The organism is Hoyosella sp. YIM 151337, from assembly GCF_026041215.1.
In the GTDB taxonomy this organism is placed as follows: Bacteria; Actinomycetota; Actinomycetes; order Mycobacteriales; family Mycobacteriaceae; genus Hoyosella.
The window spans coordinates 434,579-453,459 of record NZ_JAPEIQ010000006.1 but is presented as its reverse complement, the minus strand read 5'-3'; the positions used below and the strand labels follow the sequence as shown (position 1 = coordinate 453,459).

At 63.8% G+C, this 18,881-nt stretch carries 16 protein-coding genes; 5 read left to right on the top strand and 11 right to left on the bottom strand.

What is annotated here, in order from left to right:
* Window position 1: 1 nt before the first annotated feature.
* Window positions 2–2,023 carry a prolyl oligopeptidase family protein gene (locus ONR57_RS03565; RefSeq protein ID WP_265121522.1) on the bottom strand — a complete coding sequence of 674 codons (2,022 nt, stop codon included), beginning with the start codon at window positions 2,021–2,023 and terminating at the stop codon, window positions 2–4.
* Between the two features lie 77 nt (window positions 2,024–2,100).
* On the opposite strand from ONR57_RS03565, the gene ONR57_RS03560 reads away from it, so the two are divergent.
* On the top strand, window positions 2,101–3,204 hold the full coding sequence (locus ONR57_RS03560) for an adenosine deaminase (protein ID WP_265121521.1): 1,104 nt from the start codon (window positions 2,101–2,103) through the stop codon (window positions 3,202–3,204).
* A 26-nt stretch (window positions 3,205–3,230) separates the two neighbouring features.
* Here the strand turns inward: ONR57_RS03560 and ONR57_RS03555 are convergent, their stop codons facing one another.
* From ONR57_RS03555 to ONR57_RS03540, 4 genes are all read right to left on the bottom strand, one after another.
* Complete coding sequence (locus tag ONR57_RS03555; RefSeq protein WP_265121520.1) at window positions 3,231–4,481, bottom strand: primosomal protein; 1,251 nt, start codon at window positions 4,479–4,481, stop codon at window positions 3,231–3,233.
* 10 nt (window positions 4,482–4,491) lie between these two features.
* Complete coding sequence (locus ONR57_RS03550) at window positions 4,492–4,806, bottom strand: YbaB/EbfC family nucleoid-associated protein (RefSeq protein ID WP_265121519.1); 315 nt, start codon at window positions 4,804–4,806, stop codon at window positions 4,492–4,494.
* Window positions 4,807–5,098: 292 nt separating this feature from the next.
* Window positions 5,099–6,127 carry a C40 family peptidase gene (locus ONR57_RS03545; RefSeq protein WP_265121518.1) on the bottom strand — a complete coding sequence of 343 codons (1,029 nt, stop codon included), beginning with the start codon at window positions 6,125–6,127 and terminating at the stop codon, window positions 5,099–5,101.
* Window positions 6,124–6,477: a type VII secretion target gene (locus ONR57_RS03540; RefSeq protein WP_265121517.1), complete on the bottom strand. Its 354-nt coding sequence runs from the start codon at window positions 6,475–6,477 to the stop codon at window positions 6,124–6,126. Before ONR57_RS03540 ends, ONR57_RS03545 begins: the two co-directional genes overlap by 4 nt.
* Window positions 6,478–6,584: 107 nt before the next feature.
* Between ONR57_RS03540 and upp the strand changes: the two genes are divergently transcribed.
* On the top strand, window positions 6,585–7,214 hold the full coding sequence (gene upp, locus ONR57_RS03535; protein ID WP_265121515.1) for a uracil phosphoribosyltransferase: 630 nt from the start codon (window positions 6,585–6,587) through the stop codon (window positions 7,212–7,214).
* Window positions 7,215–7,226: 12 nt separating this feature from the next.
* Here the strand turns inward: upp and ONR57_RS03530 are convergent, their stop codons facing one another.
* From ONR57_RS03530 to ONR57_RS03515, 4 genes are all read right to left on the bottom strand, one after another.
* Window positions 7,227–8,807, bottom strand: coding sequence for a phospho-sugar mutase (locus ONR57_RS03530; protein ID WP_265121778.1), 1,581 nt, complete (start codon window positions 8,805–8,807; stop codon window positions 7,227–7,229).
* Between the two features lie 5 nt (window positions 8,808–8,812).
* The gene (locus ONR57_RS03525; RefSeq protein ID WP_265121776.1) at window positions 8,813–9,607 is read right to left on the bottom strand and encodes a purine-nucleoside phosphorylase; all 795 of its coding nucleotides are present in this window, start codon (window positions 9,605–9,607) and stop codon (window positions 8,813–8,815) included.
* Window positions 9,608–9,644: 37 nt separating this feature from the next.
* Complete coding sequence (locus ONR57_RS03520; protein ID WP_265121513.1) at window positions 9,645–10,526, bottom strand: universal stress protein; 882 nt, start codon at window positions 10,524–10,526, stop codon at window positions 9,645–9,647.
* 121 nt (window positions 10,527–10,647) lie between these two features.
* On the bottom strand, window positions 10,648–11,295 hold the full coding sequence (locus tag ONR57_RS03515; RefSeq protein WP_265121512.1) for a response regulator transcription factor: 648 nt from the start codon (window positions 11,293–11,295) through the stop codon (window positions 10,648–10,650).
* Window positions 11,296–11,511: 216 nt separating this feature from the next.
* Here ONR57_RS03515 and ONR57_RS03510 point away from each other — a divergent pair, with 216 nt between their 5' ends.
* Together ONR57_RS03510 and ONR57_RS03505 are read left to right on the top strand one after the other, a co-directional pair.
* Window positions 11,512–12,423, top strand: coding sequence for a universal stress protein (locus ONR57_RS03510; protein ID WP_265121511.1), 912 nt, complete (start codon window positions 11,512–11,514; stop codon window positions 12,421–12,423).
* Between the two features lie 9 nt (window positions 12,424–12,432).
* Window positions 12,433–13,185 (top strand): SDR family NAD(P)-dependent oxidoreductase, encoded by a 753-nt coding sequence (locus ONR57_RS03505; protein WP_265121510.1) that lies wholly within the window; start codon window positions 12,433–12,435, stop codon window positions 13,183–13,185.
* Between the two features lie 95 nt (window positions 13,186–13,280).
* Here the strand turns inward: ONR57_RS03505 and ONR57_RS03500 are convergent, their stop codons facing one another.
* Window positions 13,281–14,276 (bottom strand): hypothetical protein, encoded by a 996-nt coding sequence (locus ONR57_RS03500; RefSeq protein ID WP_265121509.1) that lies wholly within the window; start codon window positions 14,274–14,276, stop codon window positions 13,281–13,283.
* A gap of 182 nt (window positions 14,277–14,458) precedes the next feature.
* On the opposite strand from ONR57_RS03500, the gene ONR57_RS03495 reads away from it, so the two are divergent.
* Window positions 14,459–16,399, top strand: coding sequence for an acyl-CoA thioester hydrolase/BAAT C-terminal domain-containing protein (locus ONR57_RS03495; protein ID WP_265121508.1), 1,941 nt, complete (start codon window positions 14,459–14,461; stop codon window positions 16,397–16,399).
* Here ONR57_RS03495 and ONR57_RS03490 read toward each other — a convergent pair.
* Window positions 16,370–18,862, bottom strand: coding sequence for an AMP-binding protein (locus tag ONR57_RS03490; RefSeq protein ID WP_265121507.1), 2,493 nt, complete (start codon window positions 18,860–18,862; stop codon window positions 16,370–16,372). The two genes, ONR57_RS03495 and ONR57_RS03490, sit on opposite strands and share 30 nt — an antisense overlap.
* Window positions 18,863–18,881: the final 19 nt, after the last annotated feature.

The window sequence follows — 18,881 nt, the reverse complement described above, 5'->3', positions numbered from 1 at the left end:
TTCACACCGAATTTTTGGGCCCGTCCAGCGTCCGCCACAGAAATTCGTAGGCGAGCGCCGCTTTATGTGCGAGTTGCGCATTGTCAGCGGCACCGCCGTGCCCGCCCTCAATGTTCTCGAAGTACAACACGCGGTGGCCGTACTCCTCGAGCCGAGCGACCATCTTCCGGGCATGACCGGGATGGACGCGATCATCCCGCGTCGAGGTCATGATGAGAGTCGGCGGGTACGAAGCGTTCGGTGATACGGCCTGATACGGCGAATACGTCGACAAAAAGTCCCAGTCGCCAGGCTCGTCAGGGTCGCCGTACTCCGCGACCCACGATGCCCCCGCAAGCAGTAGATGGTAGCGCCGCATATCAAGCAGCGGCACCTGGCAGACTATGGCGCCGAAAAGCTCCGGATACTTGGTGAGCATGACCCCCATAAGCAGGCCGCCATTGCTCCCGCCTTGAATGCCAAGCTGCTGCGGCGTGGTAACGCCGCGTTCGACGAGGTCTTTGGCGACTGCGGCGAAGTCTTCGAACACGCGGTGCCGGTTTTCGCGCAGCGCCTGAGTGTGCCAATCGGGTCCGTACTCGCCGCCGCCGCGGGTATTCGCGACGGCATATGCGCCGCCGCGTTCGAGCCAGGCCCGGCCCAGTGCGGCACTGTAGGCGGGCGTCAGCGAATTCTGGAAGCCGCCGTAGCCGTAGAGCATTGTCGGCCCGGACGGTGCGTCAGCCCGGCGCACGAGGAAATACGGCACCGCTGTGCCGTCCTCCGACATGGCGAAGTGCTGTTCGGTGACAATGTCACGCGCATCGAACAACGGTGGAAGCGCTTTGATGACCTCAATAGGCGCGCCAATCGACCCATGCCAGAGCGTCGCGGGAGACGTGTAACCGCTTGTACTGATGAAGATCTCATCACTGTTGTCAGGGTCGGTATCAACGACTTCTGCGGTGTCCAGCGGTGGCAGCCCGGGCAGGGTTTCACCCGTCCATGTCCCGGGAGTGAGGATGCGCAACTCGCTGCGCACGTCCCGCATCAGTTCGAGTACCAGCCAGTTCGCCGTCCACGAGAATGATTGCAGGGACGTGTGCGCATCCGGCAGGAAGACCGCGGTCACATCTCGTTCACCAGCGAGGTAGTCGTCGAATGGAGCGGAGAGGAGCGCACCTGCCGGAAACTCAGCTCCGCCTATCGTCCAGGCCGAGCGCAGGTAAATCAACAGCCACTCACGGTGCACCGATACCCGCGCATCGAGAGGAACGTCAACCGCGATCTGGCCGTCGTCAGTGAGGAGGAAACGTTCAGAGCTGTAGAAGTCGATCGCGCGTTCCGCGAAGCTGCGCTCGTAACCTGGGGTGAGATCGCGCCAGGCAGACACCGCGACATCCTCGCGCTGCCCTTCGAAAACAGTCTCAGCTTCGGCGAGCGGGGCTCCGCGCCGCCACAACTTCGCGATTCGCGGATAACCGGACTCAGTGAGCGTGTCATCACCGAAGTCAGTCCCCACGAAGACGGCATCTCGATCCACCCAGCGGACTTCGCTTTTCGCCTCCGGAAGCGAAAAACCATCGGCGACAAACGCGAGTTCCTCCAGATCGAATTCGCGGACAACCGCAGCGTCCGCCCCACCGCGGGAGAGGCTGATCAGCGCCCGGTCATAGCTGGGCCTCAGCACCGTAGCACCACCCCAAACCCAGTTTTCGTCCTCACTTTTCGCGAGTTCGTCGACATCGAGAAGGATCTGCCATTGTGGCTGTTCGCGACGGTATTCCGGGAGCGTGGTGCGGCGCCAGAGGCCGCGCGGGTTCTGCGCGTCGCGCCAGAAGTTGTAGAGAAACTCGCCGCGGCGGCGTACGTAGGGAATGCGCTCGTCGGTGTCGAGCGCATCCCGGATTCGCGCGCGGGTGGTCTCGAAAGCGCTACCAGCGAGCGCCGTTTCGGCGGTGTCGTTGTGTTTGCGCGCCCACTCCAGCGCAGCCTCGCCGGTGATGTCTTCCAGCCACAAATACGGGTCAGTCAACTCAGCCACACCGGAGATCCTTCCATATCGGCCGGGACCCCCGCACCCGCCAACTGGCGTGCTCACCGATCCGCTACCGTCGCTGTATGACGCACACGCCGATAACCCTGGCATCGCTTCGGCTAGCACCAAAAGTGCTGCTCCATGATCACCTTGATGGTGGGCTGCGCCCACAAACGATTCTCGACCTGGCGCGGGACTGCGGCTACGACGGCTTGCCGGCACAGAACGCCGATGAGTTGCGAACCTGGTTCAGGGACGCGGCTGATAGCGGATCGCTGGAACTCTATCTGCAAACCTTCGCGCATACCGTCGCCGTGATGCAGACCAGGGAGGGGCTGCGCCGCGTCGCCCGCGAGTGTGTGGAAGACCTCGCGGCCGACGGTGTTGTCTATGCGGAGGTTCGTTTTGCGCCCGAACAGCACCTCGATGCGGGACTCAGTCTGGACGAGGTTATGGAGGCGACGCTTGGCGGATTTGACGAAGGTATTCGAGCCGTCAACGCGGACACCGGGTACGACATTGTTGTGCGCTGTCTCGTTACCGCGATGCGGCACGCAGCCCGCTCACGTGAGATCGCGGAACTAGCGGTTCGGTATCGGCATGAGGGCGTGTGCGGGTTCGACATCGCTGGCGCCGAGGCCGGATTCCCGCCCTCCCGTCACCTCGACGCATTCGAATACTTGCAGAAATCGAACGCACACTTCACTATTCACGCGGGAGAGGCGTTTGGACTGCCCTCCATCCACGAAGCGGTCGCTTTTTGTGGAGCAGACCGGCTTGGGCATGGCGTGCGCATTATGGACGACATCGAGTTGGGTCCAGATACTTCAACGGCGGGCGCGAATCTCGGCCTCCTCGCCAATTACATTCGCGACAAACGGATCCCCCTTGAGCTGTGCCCGAGTTCGAACGTGCAGACCGGGGCGGCGCGAAGTATTGCTGAGCACCCGTTCGATCATCTGGCCAAACTGAAGTTCCGCGTCACCGTGAACACGGACAACCGGTTGATGAGCCACACCACGATGAGTGAAGAAATGCTGAAGCTCGTTGAGGTCTTCGGCTACGGATGGAGTGACCTCGAACGGTTCACAATCAACGCCATGAAGTCGGCATTCTATCCGTTCGACAAGCGTCTTGGCATCATCGACGACGTCATCAAGCCCGGTTACGCCGTGCTTGTCGGCTGATGGGCACGCGGGCGGATGCGGGCCAGCTAGCGCACTCGCAGACGCCCCTCGAACGCGCGGACCAGGTCAAGCCACGCCGCAGCCTCTGACGCGAAAGGCGGGCTCGGCGCCATCCGTGTCGGATCGGGGTTGGTGACGTAAGAGGTGTACCAGCCCAAGGGGGTGGTACTGGCCAGCGCCTCTTCAACACTGTCGTCATCGGCGAAGTCTGCTGCGTCCGTCAGCAATTCGACGGCAAGGTCGAGCTGCTCGCTGTCAACTGACTCGGGGCCTTCCGCGATGTCCTCAAACAGCCCGGTGAGTACATACGTGTTGTCGTCAGTCACGGTGATGTCGAGCGAACCGTCGGTGGCGGCGGTAGCGACCTCACCGTACGTACTCACGGACGCCAGCTCGTGATCATGTGCGTCCGCGAGGTAGCGCGCGAGCGAGCGATCGCTGCGGAAGACGTAAATAACCCCCTCTTTTCCGAGGAAAACAGGAATGTCATCGATGTAGCAGCGCAACGTGTAGTACTCGTCGGCCCCAAGGAGTATCTTTACGGGGTCGATGCCGACGCTTGTCCAGAAATCGTCTTCGCCTGAGTCTTCGTCGTCGCTCGATGCTGTCGGCTTGGCGTCAATTACTTCCACATCGTCAGCGCTTTCGGCAGCATCGTCCGCTTCGACGTCGTTTTCGTCTGCGGCGAGGATCTCAGCCTCACACAGCGCGAGAACATCAGCATCGACCTCGGGGGATTCGATGATGCCATCAATGGCGTCGAGAACGTCGTCCCAACCGTCGGCGAGCGCCATGCCCACCTTGTTCCATAGTTCAATGCCATCGCTGCCCGCGAATGCGTGGTGACCGCCCGGCAGTGCCTCCAGCTGCGGATGATTATCGAAGAAGGCGTTAACCGCGTCCAAGTCGCACACTTCACCCAGGGTGCGTGCCATATTGAGTGTGTCTTCGAGTTCCGCGACCGTCAGCGGTTCTGGTGCGCCAGCAGCGAGTTCGGGTACCCCGACGAGGTCATAACGGTGTTCTTCGTCAGGCTCGAGTTCGGCGGCTGAGAGCGCGGCCACCACATGCCATGTCGGGTGCTCGGCGAGGTCGTGGTCGTCCTCGGTCCTGATGAACGCAGCCAGATTCGCGATTGAATCGAAGACGAACAGGTCGTCCTCGCGACCCAGGAACGCTTGCCACTCATCGTCGCCTTCGCGCCAGCGCGGTGCCCACAGGGTCACGACGTCGCCGTCGGTCAAACCAAGCTCAATAGGGACGATGTCACCTGCCATGCGCGCAAGCCTAGCCAGTGTCCGGTCCGAACGCACTAGCCAGGTTGGTGAAAGCGGCGCGTCGCACGGATTCTGAAGCGGACGAGGCGCTCTGCGCGGCAGCCACAATAAGGTTCGCGACCTCACGCGGGGACAATCGCGTGAGTGATTCGTCGATCACCAGACTCACTAATGCGCCGGACGAGTCGATTTCCGCGACGACGCGCCCATCTGCAGATTTGCCCACATTCCGTGAGGCTTGGAGGGTGCTGATCGCCGTCTCGAGCGCCTCCCGCTGCCGTTGCGCGCGCGCCAGCACCGACTGAAACTCCGGCTGCGGGCTCATCGGCTGAACCCCCACCGGTGCAGGGCTGTTGCGCCGGGCTCCGTAGCTTCTCTCGCGGCGACATCGTCGGACGAAGGAACACCGAGTGCAGCGAGTGTGGCACTCGATACGCCGGCTTCCCTACAGGTTTCACGATACTGGGCGCCGCGTTTCAATGCGGCGGCCTGGCATTGGCGCACCACCTCCGCCGCGATGTAGGCACCCCCAAGCCGGAGTGCCTCCCTGCTGAGCGAAACTTCCAGTGGAAAACCGCTCTCGGACGCACGTACACGCACCCTACGTGCATCCGCGCTCATGTTGTCGGCCTGTAGAAGCCGTAAAAAGCCTGCCCCATGTTATCCGTCCGAATTGGGGTAACACTCACGGGATTTCCCGCTTCAACCATTTGGCCGTTCCCAATCACCATCGCGACGTGTCCGTCCCACACGACAAGATCACCAGCCATCACGTTGTCCCGGCTGACGGGGGTCCCAACGTTCTGTTCCTGCGCGAGTCGCGGGATCTCCACGCCCGCCTGGGAATAGGACCATTGGGTGAGCCCGCTGCAGTCGAACCCGGCACCCGGGGTTGTGCCGCCCCACACGTAAGGAACTCCCCGCTGGCTGAGAGCGTTGCGAACCGCGTCCGCGGCCTGGGGTGTGGGTGCGTGCGTGATGCTGCCGTCGGGCAGCTGGACGGCCACTCCCGTTCCGGCGGCCGCTAGCGAACTGCCCGGGTCACTTGAACCGAACGCGCCGACGTCTGCTGGGGTGTTCGTGGCAGGGGAGATGCTGGCTGCGCCGGCGGCAAGCCCGGCAACCCCTGGGGCTTCAGGCAGCGTCAGGCCCCGTCCGATTCCGTCGAGACTTTGGGCGTTGGCCGACAATTCTCCGCTGATGCGGATGACCACGCCCAGCGCGCGGGAAAGATGGTCGAGAGCCTCTTTAAGCAGAGTCAACTGCCCAAGTGGGTGTGCCAGCAGAGTTTCTGCGTGCTGGAGGATGCGCAGAAATGATGCGCCGATCGTGGCGAGTTCGCCGACACCACGGAGGACGGACTCGGCAGCTGCGAGCCAGCTCAACCCCATTTGCTGGCCCTGGAGACCGTACTGATCGGCAGCGCCAGCGAACTCGCGCCCTTTTAGCAGCGCTGCCGTGGCGGCTTCGCCGTGCCAGGTCGAAGCGAGCTGATTCGTCGCCGCCGTGCCAGCTGCGCTCACCTCGCTGAGCGTCGTCGCCGCCGCCGTCAACTCGGGCAAGGGATTCGCTGCTGGGTTGTGCCCCGTTCCGAGGGCCGCGGCAAGCTCATCGATGGGCCTCTTCAGCAGCGCTACGTCGATCACAGCTGGTGTCCTTCCGGTGCCATTGTCAGCGCGGCCGCAAATGCAGTGTCACGCGATTCGTAGACGCTTGCGGTGTTGTCCGCCGCGATGCTGATGGCGCCTGCCAGGTCAGCGAGGTGGTTCAAAGACTGTGAATACCGCTGCTGGGCCTCAGCGAAGGCGCCGAGGTAGTCAGCGCCGATTGCTCCGAGCACCGGCTGCAATTGTGCCGGGGCACACCCCGCTACGAGCGTAAGCGCGGACAGGAGATCCTCGCGATTGCTGGCCGCGCAGGCGCCGAACTGGCGAATCTCGCCCGGAACTGCGGCAACCTCACTAACGGCTAATTGACGCCCAGCGGACTCAGTCACACTGCCACTCCCATCTCAACTCGATGCACCGATATAGAAGACGACGCATCACACCCGGTAGCGGTTCCGCCGGATGGCAAATTTCTTTTCCCGATATGCTCAGCGTCATGGACACTCGCGTCGTTGATCATCCCCTTGCGGCTGTGCGCCTCACGTCAATGCGCGACGAACGCAGCGACCAGGCAGTGTTCCGGAACTCACTGCGTGAGCTGACGCAGATGCTCATCTACGAGGCGATGCGCGATGCCAAGGTGGCCGGCTTCAGTGTCACCACTCCAGTGGGCGAGGCAACGGGCTTCCGGCTGGAAAACCCGCCGCTGCTCGTCCCGGTGCTCCGCGCTGGATTGGGAATGGTTGACGAAGCCAGTGTCATGATCCCGGAAGCGCAAACAGGATTCGTCGGTATGGCACGGGACGAGGTAACGCACCAGCCGACGCCGTATCTGGAAGCGCTGCCGGCGAGCCTGGCCGACCGGCCGGTCTTCGTTCTTGATCCGATGCTCGCGACAGGCGGGTCGATGCTCCACACGCTCGCGCTTCTCACGGCCCGGAACGCGACCGACATCACGGCAATCTGTGTCGTGTCGGCGCCGGAGGGGATTCGTGCGCTCGAAGAGTCGGGATATCCAGTACGGCTAATAACCGCGGCGATAGATCAGCGGCTCAATGAGGATGCGTTCATCGTGCCAGGGCTGGGTGACGCCGGTGATCGGCAGTTCGGCCCCCGATACAGCTGAACGTCAACCCGCTCAGAGTTGGGCCGCGAACTCAGTGGCTGCGCTGATCAGCGTTTTCGCGGCTTCCTGCGCTGCCGCGCTGTTGTCATCCATAGCCGCTTCGATGTAGCACTTCAGTTTCGGTTCAGTGCCGGAGGGCCGCACGACGACACGGAGGTGCTCGCCCCGCAGGATAATCGCATCTGTTCGCCCTGGGCCGCGCACTGCGGTCAGGTCGTTAACAGTGATGGTCTCGCCGCCGATTTCACGCGGAAGTGCGTGGCGCAGCTTTTGCATCGCGGCACTGATCGCGGTGAGGTCGGTGAAGCGCCGAGAGATTTGCGCCGTCTGGTGGAACCCGTGTACGTCCATCAGGCCGTGCAGGGCGCCGGTGAGGGTGCGACCCTCAGCTTTGAGGGTCGCGGCGAGGTCCGCGACGAGGACAGCGGCGGAAATCCCGTCCTTGTCGCGCACCGTGTCGGGGTCAGCGCAGATTCCGAGTGCTTCCTCGTAGGCGTAGACGAGTCCGTCGCCGGCGCGGACGAGCCATTTGAAGCCGGTGAGTGTTTCCGCATAGCGCGCGCCGTGCGCCGCAGCCACGCGGCCGAGCAGCGATGACGACACGATAGTAGTGGCGACCAGCCGGTCTCCTGCGGTGTGGCGCAGAACGTAGTCGCCGAGAAGGACACCAGTTTCGTCACCGGTGAGCATCCGCCAGCCGTTCTCGGTTGGCACGCCGACCGCACATCGGTCTGCATCAGGGTCGAGCGCAATGGCGATGTCCGCCCCGACATCCGCCGCGAGTGCGAGCAGCAGATCTGCGGCGCCCGCCTCTTCGGGGTTCGGGAACGCGACCGTCGGGAACGCTGGATCGGGTTCGAACTGCTCACGTACCGTGTGGACGTCCGTGAAACCGGCGTCACGAAGTGCGGCGAGTGCGACCTCCCCGCCGACTCCGTGCATGGGTGTGAGCGCGATGCGCAGGCGCCGGTGTTGTCCCTTTGGCAGCCCAGCGACACGTTGGAGGTATTTTCCGACGAGCTGTGAGTCTGCTGCCTCCACGGGCTTCCGTGGGACGGATGCAGCGGGCGGAGCAGCGGCGATTTCGCGCTCGATTTCGTTGTCCGCTGGGGCGACAAGTTGTGCACCGCCGTCAAGGTACACCTTGTAACCGTTGTCCCCGGGCGGGTTGTGTGAGGCGGTGATTTGGATGCCCGCTGCCGCGCCTAGCAGACGTGTGGAATAGGCGACAACGGGGGTGGGCAGCGGACGCGGGAGGAAGACGACCCGGAAACCAGCTGCCGCAAGGACTTCAGCTGCGGCGCGGGAGAATGCTTCGGAGCCTCGCCGCGCGTCCCGGCCGACGACGACGATCGAACCGCCAAGGCAGCGCCGAGTAAGCCACGAACTGATCCCGGCGGTGGTCCGGATTACCACCGCGAGGTTCATTCCATTGGGCCCAGCCCGAACAGGGCCGCGAATACCTGCAGTTCCGAACCGCAGGTGCTGGGAGAACCGCTCGGCGAGTTCGGCAGCCGACAAACCCAGCAGTTCGGCGCGGGAAGCCGGGTCGGGATCACCGTCAATCCAGGCGGTGACGGCCGCCGGACTCACCGCAGTCACAGACGTGTCACCAGGTTGTGCAGGAGACTGCCCATGCGCTGCGCAGATGTCCGGCCCGCCTCGAGCACTTCTTCGTGGTTGAGTGGCTCACCGGTCATTCCGGCGGCAAGGTTGGTGACCAGCGAGAGACCGAGCACATCCGCACCCTCCGCGCGCGCGGTGATCGTTTCGTGCACCGTGGACATTCCGACGAGATCGGCTCCGAGCGTACGCAGCATCCGGATTTCTGCCGGGGTTTCATAGTGCGGGCCGGGGAGCCCTGCGTACACGCCTTCAGCCAGCGAGGGGTCGATCTGGCGCGCGAGCTCACGCAGTTTCGGCGAATACGCGTTGACGAGGTCAACGAATTGCGCGCCGATGAGCGGCGAGCGTCCCGTGAGGTTGATGTGGTCGCTGATCAGGACGGGCTGACCGACGTTCATGTCGGGCCGCAGGCCGCCCGCGGCGTTCGTGAGGATAATGGTGTGGGCGCCGGCTGCGCACGCGGTGCGAATCGGGTGGACAACCGTCGCGAGCGGGTGGCCTTCATAGGCATGTGCCCGGCCGAGGAGTACGAGCACATGTGTGCCATTGACGGCGACGGAGCGGATTTCACCGCCGTGCCCCGAAGCCGTCGGTACGGCGAACCCGGGCAGTTCCGGCATCGGGATGGTGGCGGTAGGCGCGCCCAGCACTGAGGCCGCAGGCGCCCAGCCGGATCCGAGCACGATTGCGATCGGGTGTTCCGCAATTCCCGTCCGGGTCGCGATAGCGTTGGCCGCGCCCCGCGCGATGACGTGAGGGTTGTCGATGTATCTCACCCACACCACAGTAGCGGCACGTGGCAGGTTATGACCGGGTTGGCACCGTGATCAGTGGGCACTGGCAGTTGTGCAGCAGCGCCCGGCTCGTTGAGCCAAGCAGCATGCCCGTGAAGCCACCGCGTCCGCGGCTGCCGACAACGACGACGCTTGCTGCCGCTGAAATCTCGGTGAGGTACCGGACCGGCCGGTCCTGGATGACTGCGCGGCGCACCTCGACTTCGGGATACTTTTCGCCCCAGCCCGCCAGCGATTCGGAAAGTCGTGCCTCCTCCGCCGTGACGAGGTTCTGCCACGGCAGCCCTTCCTCAGAGCGGAGTGCTTTCGGCAGCGCGACATCACTCCACGCGTGCACGGCGATCAGCTGCGCACCCCGCACCGAAGCTTCGGCGAACGCAACGTCGATAGCGGCCATGTTGTGTTCTGAACCGTCGACGCCCACCACAACGGGTGCGGACGGGACCGTGTCCCAGCCGGCCGGAAGGTCTTGAAGAACCACAAGCGGAGACTTCACGTGGGACGCAACCGCATGAGTGACGGAACCGACCATGCTGGCTTTGAAAGGCGAGAGACCACGCGAACCGAGGACGAGCATCCGGGCGTTCTTGGACTCCGCGATGAGATCTGCGTGCGCGAACCCTGACAGTATCGCGGTTTCGGGATTCTCATATCCGGTTTCTGCAGCGATCCGCGACGCTTCATCCAAGCGAGCAGCCGCGTATTCCCGGGCTTCGTTGATGTACGTCGACGGAATCGCGAAGTCTCCCCACACTTGTGGCGGGCCATCGAGTGCGGTAACGATCCGCAGCGGTGCGTCGTGCAGGCGCGCTTCGCGGGCGGCCCAGCGCACCGCATTGTCTGCTGCGGGGGAACCGTCGGTGCCGACGATGATGGGTTGGATGAGAGACATGAAGCCTGCTTTCCGTGGGCGGACATCGGTAGCTTCGAGTGTGGCCGGCTGCAGCGCTGTGGTGCAGAGCCGAAAGGCGTCTCCGGGTAGGGACTGAGGTCCCTAATCACCGCTCGGCTACTTAGCGCGCCCCACCGTTGCGTTTATTGATGCGCGTCGCGAGAATCGCTGCCTGAGTGCGCCGTTCGACGCCGAGCTTCGCGAGTAACCGCGACACGTAGTTCTTCACAGTCTTTTCGGCGAGAAACATGCGTTCGGCGATCTGACGGTTCGTCAGCCCCTCGCCGATGAGAGACAGCAGCGTATGTTCCTGCTCGGTGAGCGCGGGGAAGGGGTCAGAGTCTTGTGTGCCCGAACGAAGTTTTGACATCAGCGCTGCTGCAGCGCGGTTGTCGAGCAGTGACCGGCCCGAAGCCACGTCGATGATCGCTTTGGTCAGGTCCATGCCACGGATGTCTTTGATGACGTAGCCAGCAGCGCCGGCCAGGATCGCGTCTACCATGGCCTGCTCGTCGGTGAAAGACGTAAGAATGAGGCAGTTCTGAGCCGGGTTCGCGGAGCGCAATTCTCGGCAGAGTTCGATGCCGTTTCCGTCCGGCAGCCGCACATCCAAGACAACGACGTCAGGCTGGGCAGCCGGGATGCGGGCGAGAGCCTGCTCTCGGCTTCCGGCCTCACCGATGACGGAAAGTTGTGGATCCGCCGAGATCAGGTCCGCCAGTCCGCGCCGAACCACCTCGTGGTCATCCACCAGGAAAACTGTGTACATCGGTCCCTCGCTCCTCACGCACGTCGTACCGACGGGGCGTTCGCACGGCCGTCCCCCTTGATCGTATCCCGGTTGCTGACTTGGAGAGACGGCCAAACGGCCCGGAAAGTAAAGGACTTTAGGCCTTATCGCTCGTGGCCTAGCTCCTCTCGCACGCGCAGCGGCAGTCGAGTTTGCTGAGATGCAGTAATTAAATCTGCAGGAGGACCTGTGTCTATGGCGACCACTATGCGCCCCCAGTTGACACACGCACGTTTCTGGGCAGCCCAGCATGGGCCAGTCACCGTACTTGTTGACGGCTCTGACAGCGCATTCACGGCAGTGCATTGGGCCGCGAGAGAAGCGCTCCGGCACCGCGCGCCGCTGGAACTCGTGTATCTCAGCGCGGGGTCGCTCTGGCGACTGCTTGCGAACGGGCCGGCGAACGACCCCGTTGCGATCATCGCGCAGGTGTTAGCTGAGGCCGATCCCGAGAAGGAACTCGACGTTGAGATTCGGGAAATCACTGGCCGGTTCCTGCCAGGTCCGATAGCGGCGGGTGCGCGGATGTTCGTCACCCCCGCGTCCGCGCATCGCTCCCGTTTCGGAACGTCGCTCGTCTCAACCCTCACCCGGCATGCGCCATGCCCCGTGATCATCGTTCCGCAGCGGGCAGAGCCGCACCGGACACCGAAGCGGGCCGCATCGCGGGTTGTGGTGGGCATTGACGGCCAGCCAGGTAGCGAAGACGCCGTGCGCGCGGCCTTCGAAGAGGCGGCGGTGCGCGACGCTTCACTGCTTGCCGTGCACACGTGGACGGATTTTGACTTCACCACAACGCTGGCGCGCGACGCGGGGCTCTCCTGGGAAGACGTCGCGACTGGTGAGCACGTTGTCCTCTCGACCCGGCTGGCCGGCTGGCGTTCGGAGTATCCCTCAGTGCGTGTCACTGAACGCGTCGTCCGCGACCATCCCGCAAACACGCTGGCCGCTCTTTCTGGCCGCGCTGACTTGCTTGTCGTCGGCACTTATGCGCGCGGTGTGCTCGGCAGCTTGGTGTTTGGTTCCACCAGCGAGACCTTGATGCACGCGAGCAAGCGCCCATTGATGGTTGTCCGTAGCGGGCTGTATGCCCAGAACGCACAGTAAAGGAGCGTTATGACGCTTGTAGCAGGATCTGTTCTCGTCACTGGCGGTGCGCGAGGCATTGGTGCCGCCATTGTCCGCACCTATCACGCGCAGGGACGAACCGTCGTCATCACCGATGTGCTCGACGATGAGGGCGAAGCCCTCGCCGCGGAACTCGGCGCTGGCGCGGTGTATGTACACCTTGATGTGCGCGAGGAATCGCAGTGGCGCGAAGCCCTGACTGCGGCGACGGCAGACGGTCCGCTGGCCATGCTCGTGAACAACGCTGGCGTGGTCAAGTTTGGCGGCATCGCCGAGCAGACGCCCGACGACTTCCGATTTGTTCTTGATGTCAATCTTGTGGGTGCGTGGCTGGGCATGCGCGCTGCCGCGCCTGCCTTGCGGCAAAGTGGAGGCGTCATCGTCAACGTGTCGTCGACGGCAGGCATGGCCGGCTATTCCCAGCTGGGCGCCTACGTATCCAGCAAGTGGGCGATGCGGGGGCTGACTAAAACCGTGGCACTCGAGCTGGCGCCTTCGGGCGTGCGGGTTTTCTCCGTCCATCCCGGCCCGATACGCACGCCGATGACGGCGGGCTTTGGTGACGAGATGGTTGCCACGCAGCCGATTCCACGTTTCGGGGAACCTCAAGAGGTGGCGGATATGGTTGCGTTCCTCGCGGAAAAGGCGACATTTTCGACCGGTTCAGAGTTCGTCGTCGACGGTGGCGCACTCACCGGTGTCGTTCTCAGTGTTCCTGAAGAGGTTGCGGCCGCGCATTAGCGCGCAGGAACCCGGGAACCACAGCGCAAGGGGCCCTCCACATGCTGTGGAGGGGCCCTTGTTCTGTCCTGGAATCTCGCCCGCGGAGCGGCCGATTACCGCGTGCCGGTGACTCGAACCCGCAGAATCTCTTCCACGGGACGCCGTCCGGTTTCCGGTGGAAGTCCGGGCACGAGTCGTTCGCCAGCGCGAATGATGACCTGAGGGAAGCGGAGCGTTTCTCCTGCCTGTTCTGTTGCCTCGCGGACCAGCGCGCGGGAGTCTTCGAGTTCGGTGACGTGGGTGATGGGGCACGCGCCCAGACGCGTGACAGCGGCTGTGAGTAGCAGCGCCGACATCGCCTCACCACATCGCAGCCAATCCAGCGCGGTGTCGCCAGGCGTGCTCAGCACGAGCAGGTTTGCCTGATCTGGGACATCGCGTGCCGGCTCCAGCGTTCCGGCGGGGAATTCGCGCCCGCTCGGGACGGACCCGCGTTTGGCGAGCGGTGGCAGCGCGGACCGGGGAACTCCTTCGAACAAGCGGTAATGTCCGCTCCACCAGTGCAGCTCCCGGTGGTAGCGATCGTCACCCGCCCGCTCACGCACCGCCAGCTCGGATGCTTCACGAACGAGTTCGCCACCGTCTTCGCTCAGTACACTCGCCGAAACGGCGTCGCTGGGGAGGCTCGACACTAGCGTCTGGATTTCGTCATGGGAGAGCGGGCCCAGTGGCCGGCGATCACTGCGCCGGGTGGCGACAGCTTCCGCAAGTGTCCGGTTGCGCTGATCCGGGAAGGTGACCGGCCTGACCGTCAGCGTTGCGAGGTGGAAGGCGTCATCTGTGTCCGGAAAGCGTGCAACGGTCGTGTCATATCCGAGTTCGGAGAGTGCGATTTGCGCGTGGTGCAACGCGGCCCCACAGCTGATGACCATTTGTCGGCCGCTCGGATCCGCCACCGACACCATGCGATCGGGGTCGGCGAACAGTTCGAGCGAGTCGTCTCGTAACTCCCAGATCCAGGGCTGCGTATTGTGCACGGAGGGGGCACGATGTGCTCGTGCGACGGCGCGGCGAAGCACTTCTTCTTGGGTTGGCCGATCGTTGGACATCGCGGTACCTCGGTGGTCTCGGTGCTGTGCGGTTGGGGTGTTTCCAGCATGCGCCGAACGACTCGTGAGCCAAAGGGTCCTGCGTCAGCCAGGGGAAGGCCAGAAGTCCTCATATCAGTGAACGGTGTGGATAAATCGGCGAAATGGCATCCCGGCAGGCCATCTGCGCCAGAGTTGTAGATATGGGCTATTTGATCGGTTTCGCTCCCTGGATCGTGTACTGGATCCTGGTTGGCAACACCGGATTCGTGCACGCGGTCGCCATCGCACTGGGAATCGCGATCGCTGGGCCGATCGTGCAGCGGATGCGTGGCGGGCGGCTGCACACTCTCGACATTGGCACCGGGGTGGTATTCGCGGTGCTGCTGGTGCTCGCGTTTGCGCTCAGTGACGCTGTGCTTGAACGCTGGCTGCAGCCGATCAGCAACAGCGGGCTTTTCTTGATCACCGTAGCGGGGCTCGCGCTGGGGCGCCCCTTCGTGCGGGAGTACGCCGAAGAGCAAGTGGACCAGCAGACAGCTGCGAGCGACGGGTTCCGGGTCATCACGGTGGCGATGACGTGGATGTGGGCCGGGGCGTTCGGTGTCATGACACTCTCGTCACTGATTCCTCCCATCGTTGATGGGGAAGCCACGATCCGCGACGAAGGTCATCTTCTTTCGGTGGTGTGTTACTGGGTGGTGCCCTACACCGTGCTGGGCATCGCGGGCCTCGCGTCGGGATTGTTTCCATCCTGGTTCGAGAAGCAGTCGGAACGGGTCTCAGCGCGAGTGACGGAACCGGAGGTGCGCGCCCAGCCGCTAGCGCCACCGGACCGTGCCGACGAAAACCTGCGTCTCGACCTCCCGGGCACGTCGCGCCACGATGAACCACTATCCCTCGTGGTATCCGGGAACCGTGCAGGCTCAAGAGTCGACATACGTTCCAGCGGTTTTGACATCACTGGTCGTGAATGGTCAGCAACCGCGTCGTTCGTTATGCCAGATTCGGGAATCCTTGAGATCGCGGCGCAACGTCCGGCGGCTGGTGACTGGCAGGAAGCGGACGGAGACGCGATTGTGTGGGCCATGCGTCCAGCGGTCGGTGAAACCGCACCGGAAATCTTCGTTCCGCCCGGCCAAGACTGGCGTGTGACGGTCGAAGCCGTGTGCGGCGAAGCGGTTTCGCGGCGCACCGTGAGTAGGCGCGGTACTGCCGACTCGGTCACCGTAACAACGGTAGACGTGGACGGACGACCGGGACTGATGGCGCTGCCCGCGGGTGCGCCGCCGCCCGGCGGATGGCCGGCCGTGGTGTGTTTTGGTGGTTCCGAAGGTGGCTACGATTCGCAGCGCCAAACGATCATGATGCTGGCATCCCGTGGGTTCGCCGCACTGGCGTACAGCTGGATCGACGCCGGAGCGCCAGTTAGCCGAGTCCCACTGGAACGCTTCGCTGCTGCCGCAAACTGGCTAGCTGCAAGGAACGACGTGTCGGAAAAACTGCTCGCCGCACTGGCAATCTCGCGCGGTGCGGAAGGCCTCCTCGCGGCCGCGGCTGAAACCACACTGGACGTCCATGCGATCGTGCTACTGAGTCCGAGCGCCGTTTCGTGGCAAGCAGTCGGCCCCGACGGTGAGATACCAGGCACGCCATCCTGGTCACTTTTTGGGGAAGACTTCGCCTTCGCGCCGCTCCCAACGGGGTCCCTGATGCCACAGCTCATCCGGAACGCGTGGCGCGTGAATCGCGACATCGCGGCCGGGCGTCCTACCCTGCTCAGGTTGCGCCCCGCCTACGAAACGGGGCTGGTTGACCCGCCTGTCGAGGCGGCGCTGCAAGCAGAGAAAGTGCGCTGTCCGCTGCTGTGCATCAGCGGCGCAGAAGATGCCCTGTGGCCCTCGACCGTGATGGCGGAACAGCTGATGAGCCGCCGCGGGAACCGGCCAGGAGATAGCCGCATCGAATTCCAGGGTGCGGGTCATTTCTTCAGATTCGGGATCTTCCCGACGGACGCGCTGTGGACCGGCGGCATCGTCCTCGGCGGAGAACGCTCCGCGCATGCCGCTGCTGAACGGCAAGCGACAGAACATGTCACGAGGTTCCTGTCCGCGTCACTGCGTACCGCGGACTCGGGACAGTGACGCGGACAAGAGAGCCGATCCCGCGCGGTGATAAAGGATGCCAGCCGCAAGGCAAGCGAAAAGGGCGGGCCACCGCCCGAATTCGTCGCGGACAAACGGAAACACCTGCCAGTGCGTGAGGTAGATGTACAGCGAACTGTGCGCGACCAGAGCCGCTCCCCACACCGCTGGTGCGGGGAGCTTGACGGCCCGTACCCAGAGCAGGAGTGCGACACCGGCCAGGACGACGAGCCCGCGGTCTGGGCTTTCGAAATAGGTCGGAAGAAACACTGCGGCGAGTGCGGTGACGAAGGCGCGTTCCTGCCAGTTCCGCGCCGCCCACCCTGCCCAGCCGAGAGTGAAGAGCCAAACGGATAGCGGCAGGTACACGGCATCCTTCGGGGCGAGGGGCGCCCACGGCAAACCGTGCCGCAACGCGATGCCCGCCAGCGTGAGTCCCAGCGGCAGGCCGAAAGGATGCCGCTGCTGAAGCCGGGAAACGGCCGGAATGCTGAGGAGAAGCGCTGCCCCTAGCAGGATCAGCGCGAGCACCTCGATAAACCACAACACTCCTGAGGTCCGCGTGTGGGGCCCGGCGAGCTTATTGACGAGGAAGACGTTGCTTAGTTCGTACCAATCGGTGGTGAGATACACGGCAGTAATCCACGCGATTGAGGGCAGGGCAACGCCCGCGAGGGCTTTGGCAAGCGCGCGGCGGCGGTGGGCCAGCGACGCTGAGGCGAGCGTGAAGCGCGCGAACATGTAGCCCGCGACGGCGAGCAGAATATGCGCGCCACCCAAGACCTTCCATAGCGGCACGTGCACCCCGACGATCGCGACGATCGCCGCGGCGCGGAGCAAGACCGGCGTTTCGATAGTTCGCCAGAAGCGTGATCGGGGCCGGGCCGCAGCTTCGAGTTCGGCGATCGCGCGGGTGTGCCACTGCGCTGGCAGCGTCCCGAGACGTTTCTCGAGCTGTACAGACATCGTTACGTAGGAGAGCGAGTTGCCGCCGAGCGACACAAAGCTATCGTGCGGAGAAAGAGACTCCCGGGGAACGTTCAGCACCCGGCTGAACAACCCGGCGATGTCGACAGCATCCTCGCCTGCGTGGCTTCTGAGCCCGAGTACAGATTGATAGTCAGGTTTGCCGTTAGCCAGCCGGGGCAACTCCGGTACGGACGCGACGGTGATGGCCCAGGCGGGCAGCCGGGTGAGTTCCGCGGCGCGCCTTCTGATTGAGTCACTGTCGCGGCTGGTGACCGCGATCGATATGTGTTCGTCTGAGGCGGCGGCGAGGGCGTCGGCACCTGATGTCCGCAGGGCTGCCTCGAGCTGCTGAAGATCGATCCGCAGGCCGAAGATCTTGGCGAACCGGCTGCGGCGTCCAACAATCTCGTACATCCCGTCGGCACTGCGCCGCGCGATATCTCCCGTCCGCAATTCGTCTACTTCACGACCGCGTGCGAGGTCAGCGGGTGTTTCCGCATAGCCGAGCATGACGTTGGGGCCCATGTAAACCAGCTCACCCGTCCCGGGTTCGTCGCCTCCCGGGCCCAGCGATTCGATGCGAAACTGTCCGCCCGGGATAGGCACTCCGATAGCTTCGGGTCTCGTCGCCGCGTGTTCGGGTGGCAGGTACGCCATTCTGGCGGTTGCTTCTGTCTGGCCGTACATGACGACCAGCTCCCACCCTCGTTCGCGGCCCAGGAGTGCGTACTCGCGGACGCGGTGCGGCTCCATGCGCCCGCCCGCCTGCGTGATGTAGCGCAGTGACGGGAGGTGCATCTCGGCGAAACCCGCTTTGTCGAGCAGGTCAAATGTGTACGGAACACCCGCGAGCGAGGTGCCCTCATGGGTTCGGAACGCCGTCCAGAATTCCGGCTCGGCGACTGATGCCTGGGTCAGGATGACACCGGCACCGCGCACGAGGTAGCTGTGCAGAACGGATAGCCCGTAGCAGTAGTGCAGCGGAAGCGTCGTGGCAGCACGATCAGCGCTGGCGATGCTGAGATACTCGGCGATTGCCTCCGCGTTGGCGTCGAGATTCTCGTACGACAGTCGAACGAGTTTCGGCGACCCCGTCGAACCTGAGGTGCTGAGCAGGAGCGCAAGATCCGGATGGATAACGTGTTGGGGTGTGTTGTTCCGGTCAGTCCAGCCAGCCGCCGGCGTGAAGATTGTGTCCGGCTGATAGACGTCGATGATCCGCTGCAGGTTTTCTGGTGCGTCAGGCGAGAGCAAAATCACAGGCTGCTGGGCGGTCAGTGCCGCAAGATAGGCCGTGATCGCTTCGGCGCTGTTGTCGATGGCGATCGCGACAAGCCGCCGCCCGTCGACAAAGCGCGCCGCCGCCGTAGCGACGTGATCGGCCAGTTCAGCGTAGGAAAGCACGCCCGAACTATGCGCAATTGCGACGTTACTGCCAAAGCTCTTCAGCCCGCTCACGATGCGAAGGGGCGCCGTGCCGGTTAGGTTACGCACCGCTAACTCCTGTGTCTTG

Excerpts from the sequence above, each read along its gene's own strand:
- ONR57_RS03560 (WP_265121521.1), top strand. The coding sequence starts at position 2,101 with ATGACGCACACGCCGATAACCCTGGCATCGCTTCGGCTAGCACCAAAA.
- ONR57_RS03555 (WP_265121520.1), bottom strand. The coding sequence starts at position 4,481 with ATGGCAGGTGACATCGTCCCTATTGAGCTTGGTTTGACCGACGGCGAC.
- ONR57_RS03550 (WP_265121519.1), bottom strand. The coding sequence starts at position 4,806 with ATGAGCCCGCAGCCGGAGTTTCAGTCGGTGCTGGCGCGCGCGCAACGG.
- upp (WP_265121515.1), top strand. The coding sequence starts at position 6,585 with ATGGACACTCGCGTCGTTGATCATCCCCTTGCGGCTGTGCGCCTCACG.
- ONR57_RS03520 (WP_265121513.1), bottom strand. The coding sequence starts at position 10,526 with ATGTCTCTCATCCAACCCATCATCGTCGGCACCGACGGTTCCCCCGCA.
- ONR57_RS03515 (WP_265121512.1), bottom strand. The coding sequence starts at position 11,295 with ATGTACACAGTTTTCCTGGTGGATGACCACGAGGTGGTTCGGCGCGGA.
- ONR57_RS03510 (WP_265121511.1), top strand. The coding sequence starts at position 11,512 with ATGGCGACCACTATGCGCCCCCAGTTGACACACGCACGTTTCTGGGCA.
- ONR57_RS03505 (WP_265121510.1), top strand. The coding sequence starts at position 12,433 with ATGACGCTTGTAGCAGGATCTGTTCTCGTCACTGGCGGTGCGCGAGGC.
- ONR57_RS03500 (WP_265121509.1), bottom strand. The coding sequence starts at position 14,276 with ATGTCCAACGATCGGCCAACCCAAGAAGAAGTGCTTCGCCGCGCCGTC.
- ONR57_RS03495 (WP_265121508.1), top strand. The coding sequence starts at position 14,459 with ATGGGCTATTTGATCGGTTTCGCTCCCTGGATCGTGTACTGGATCCTG.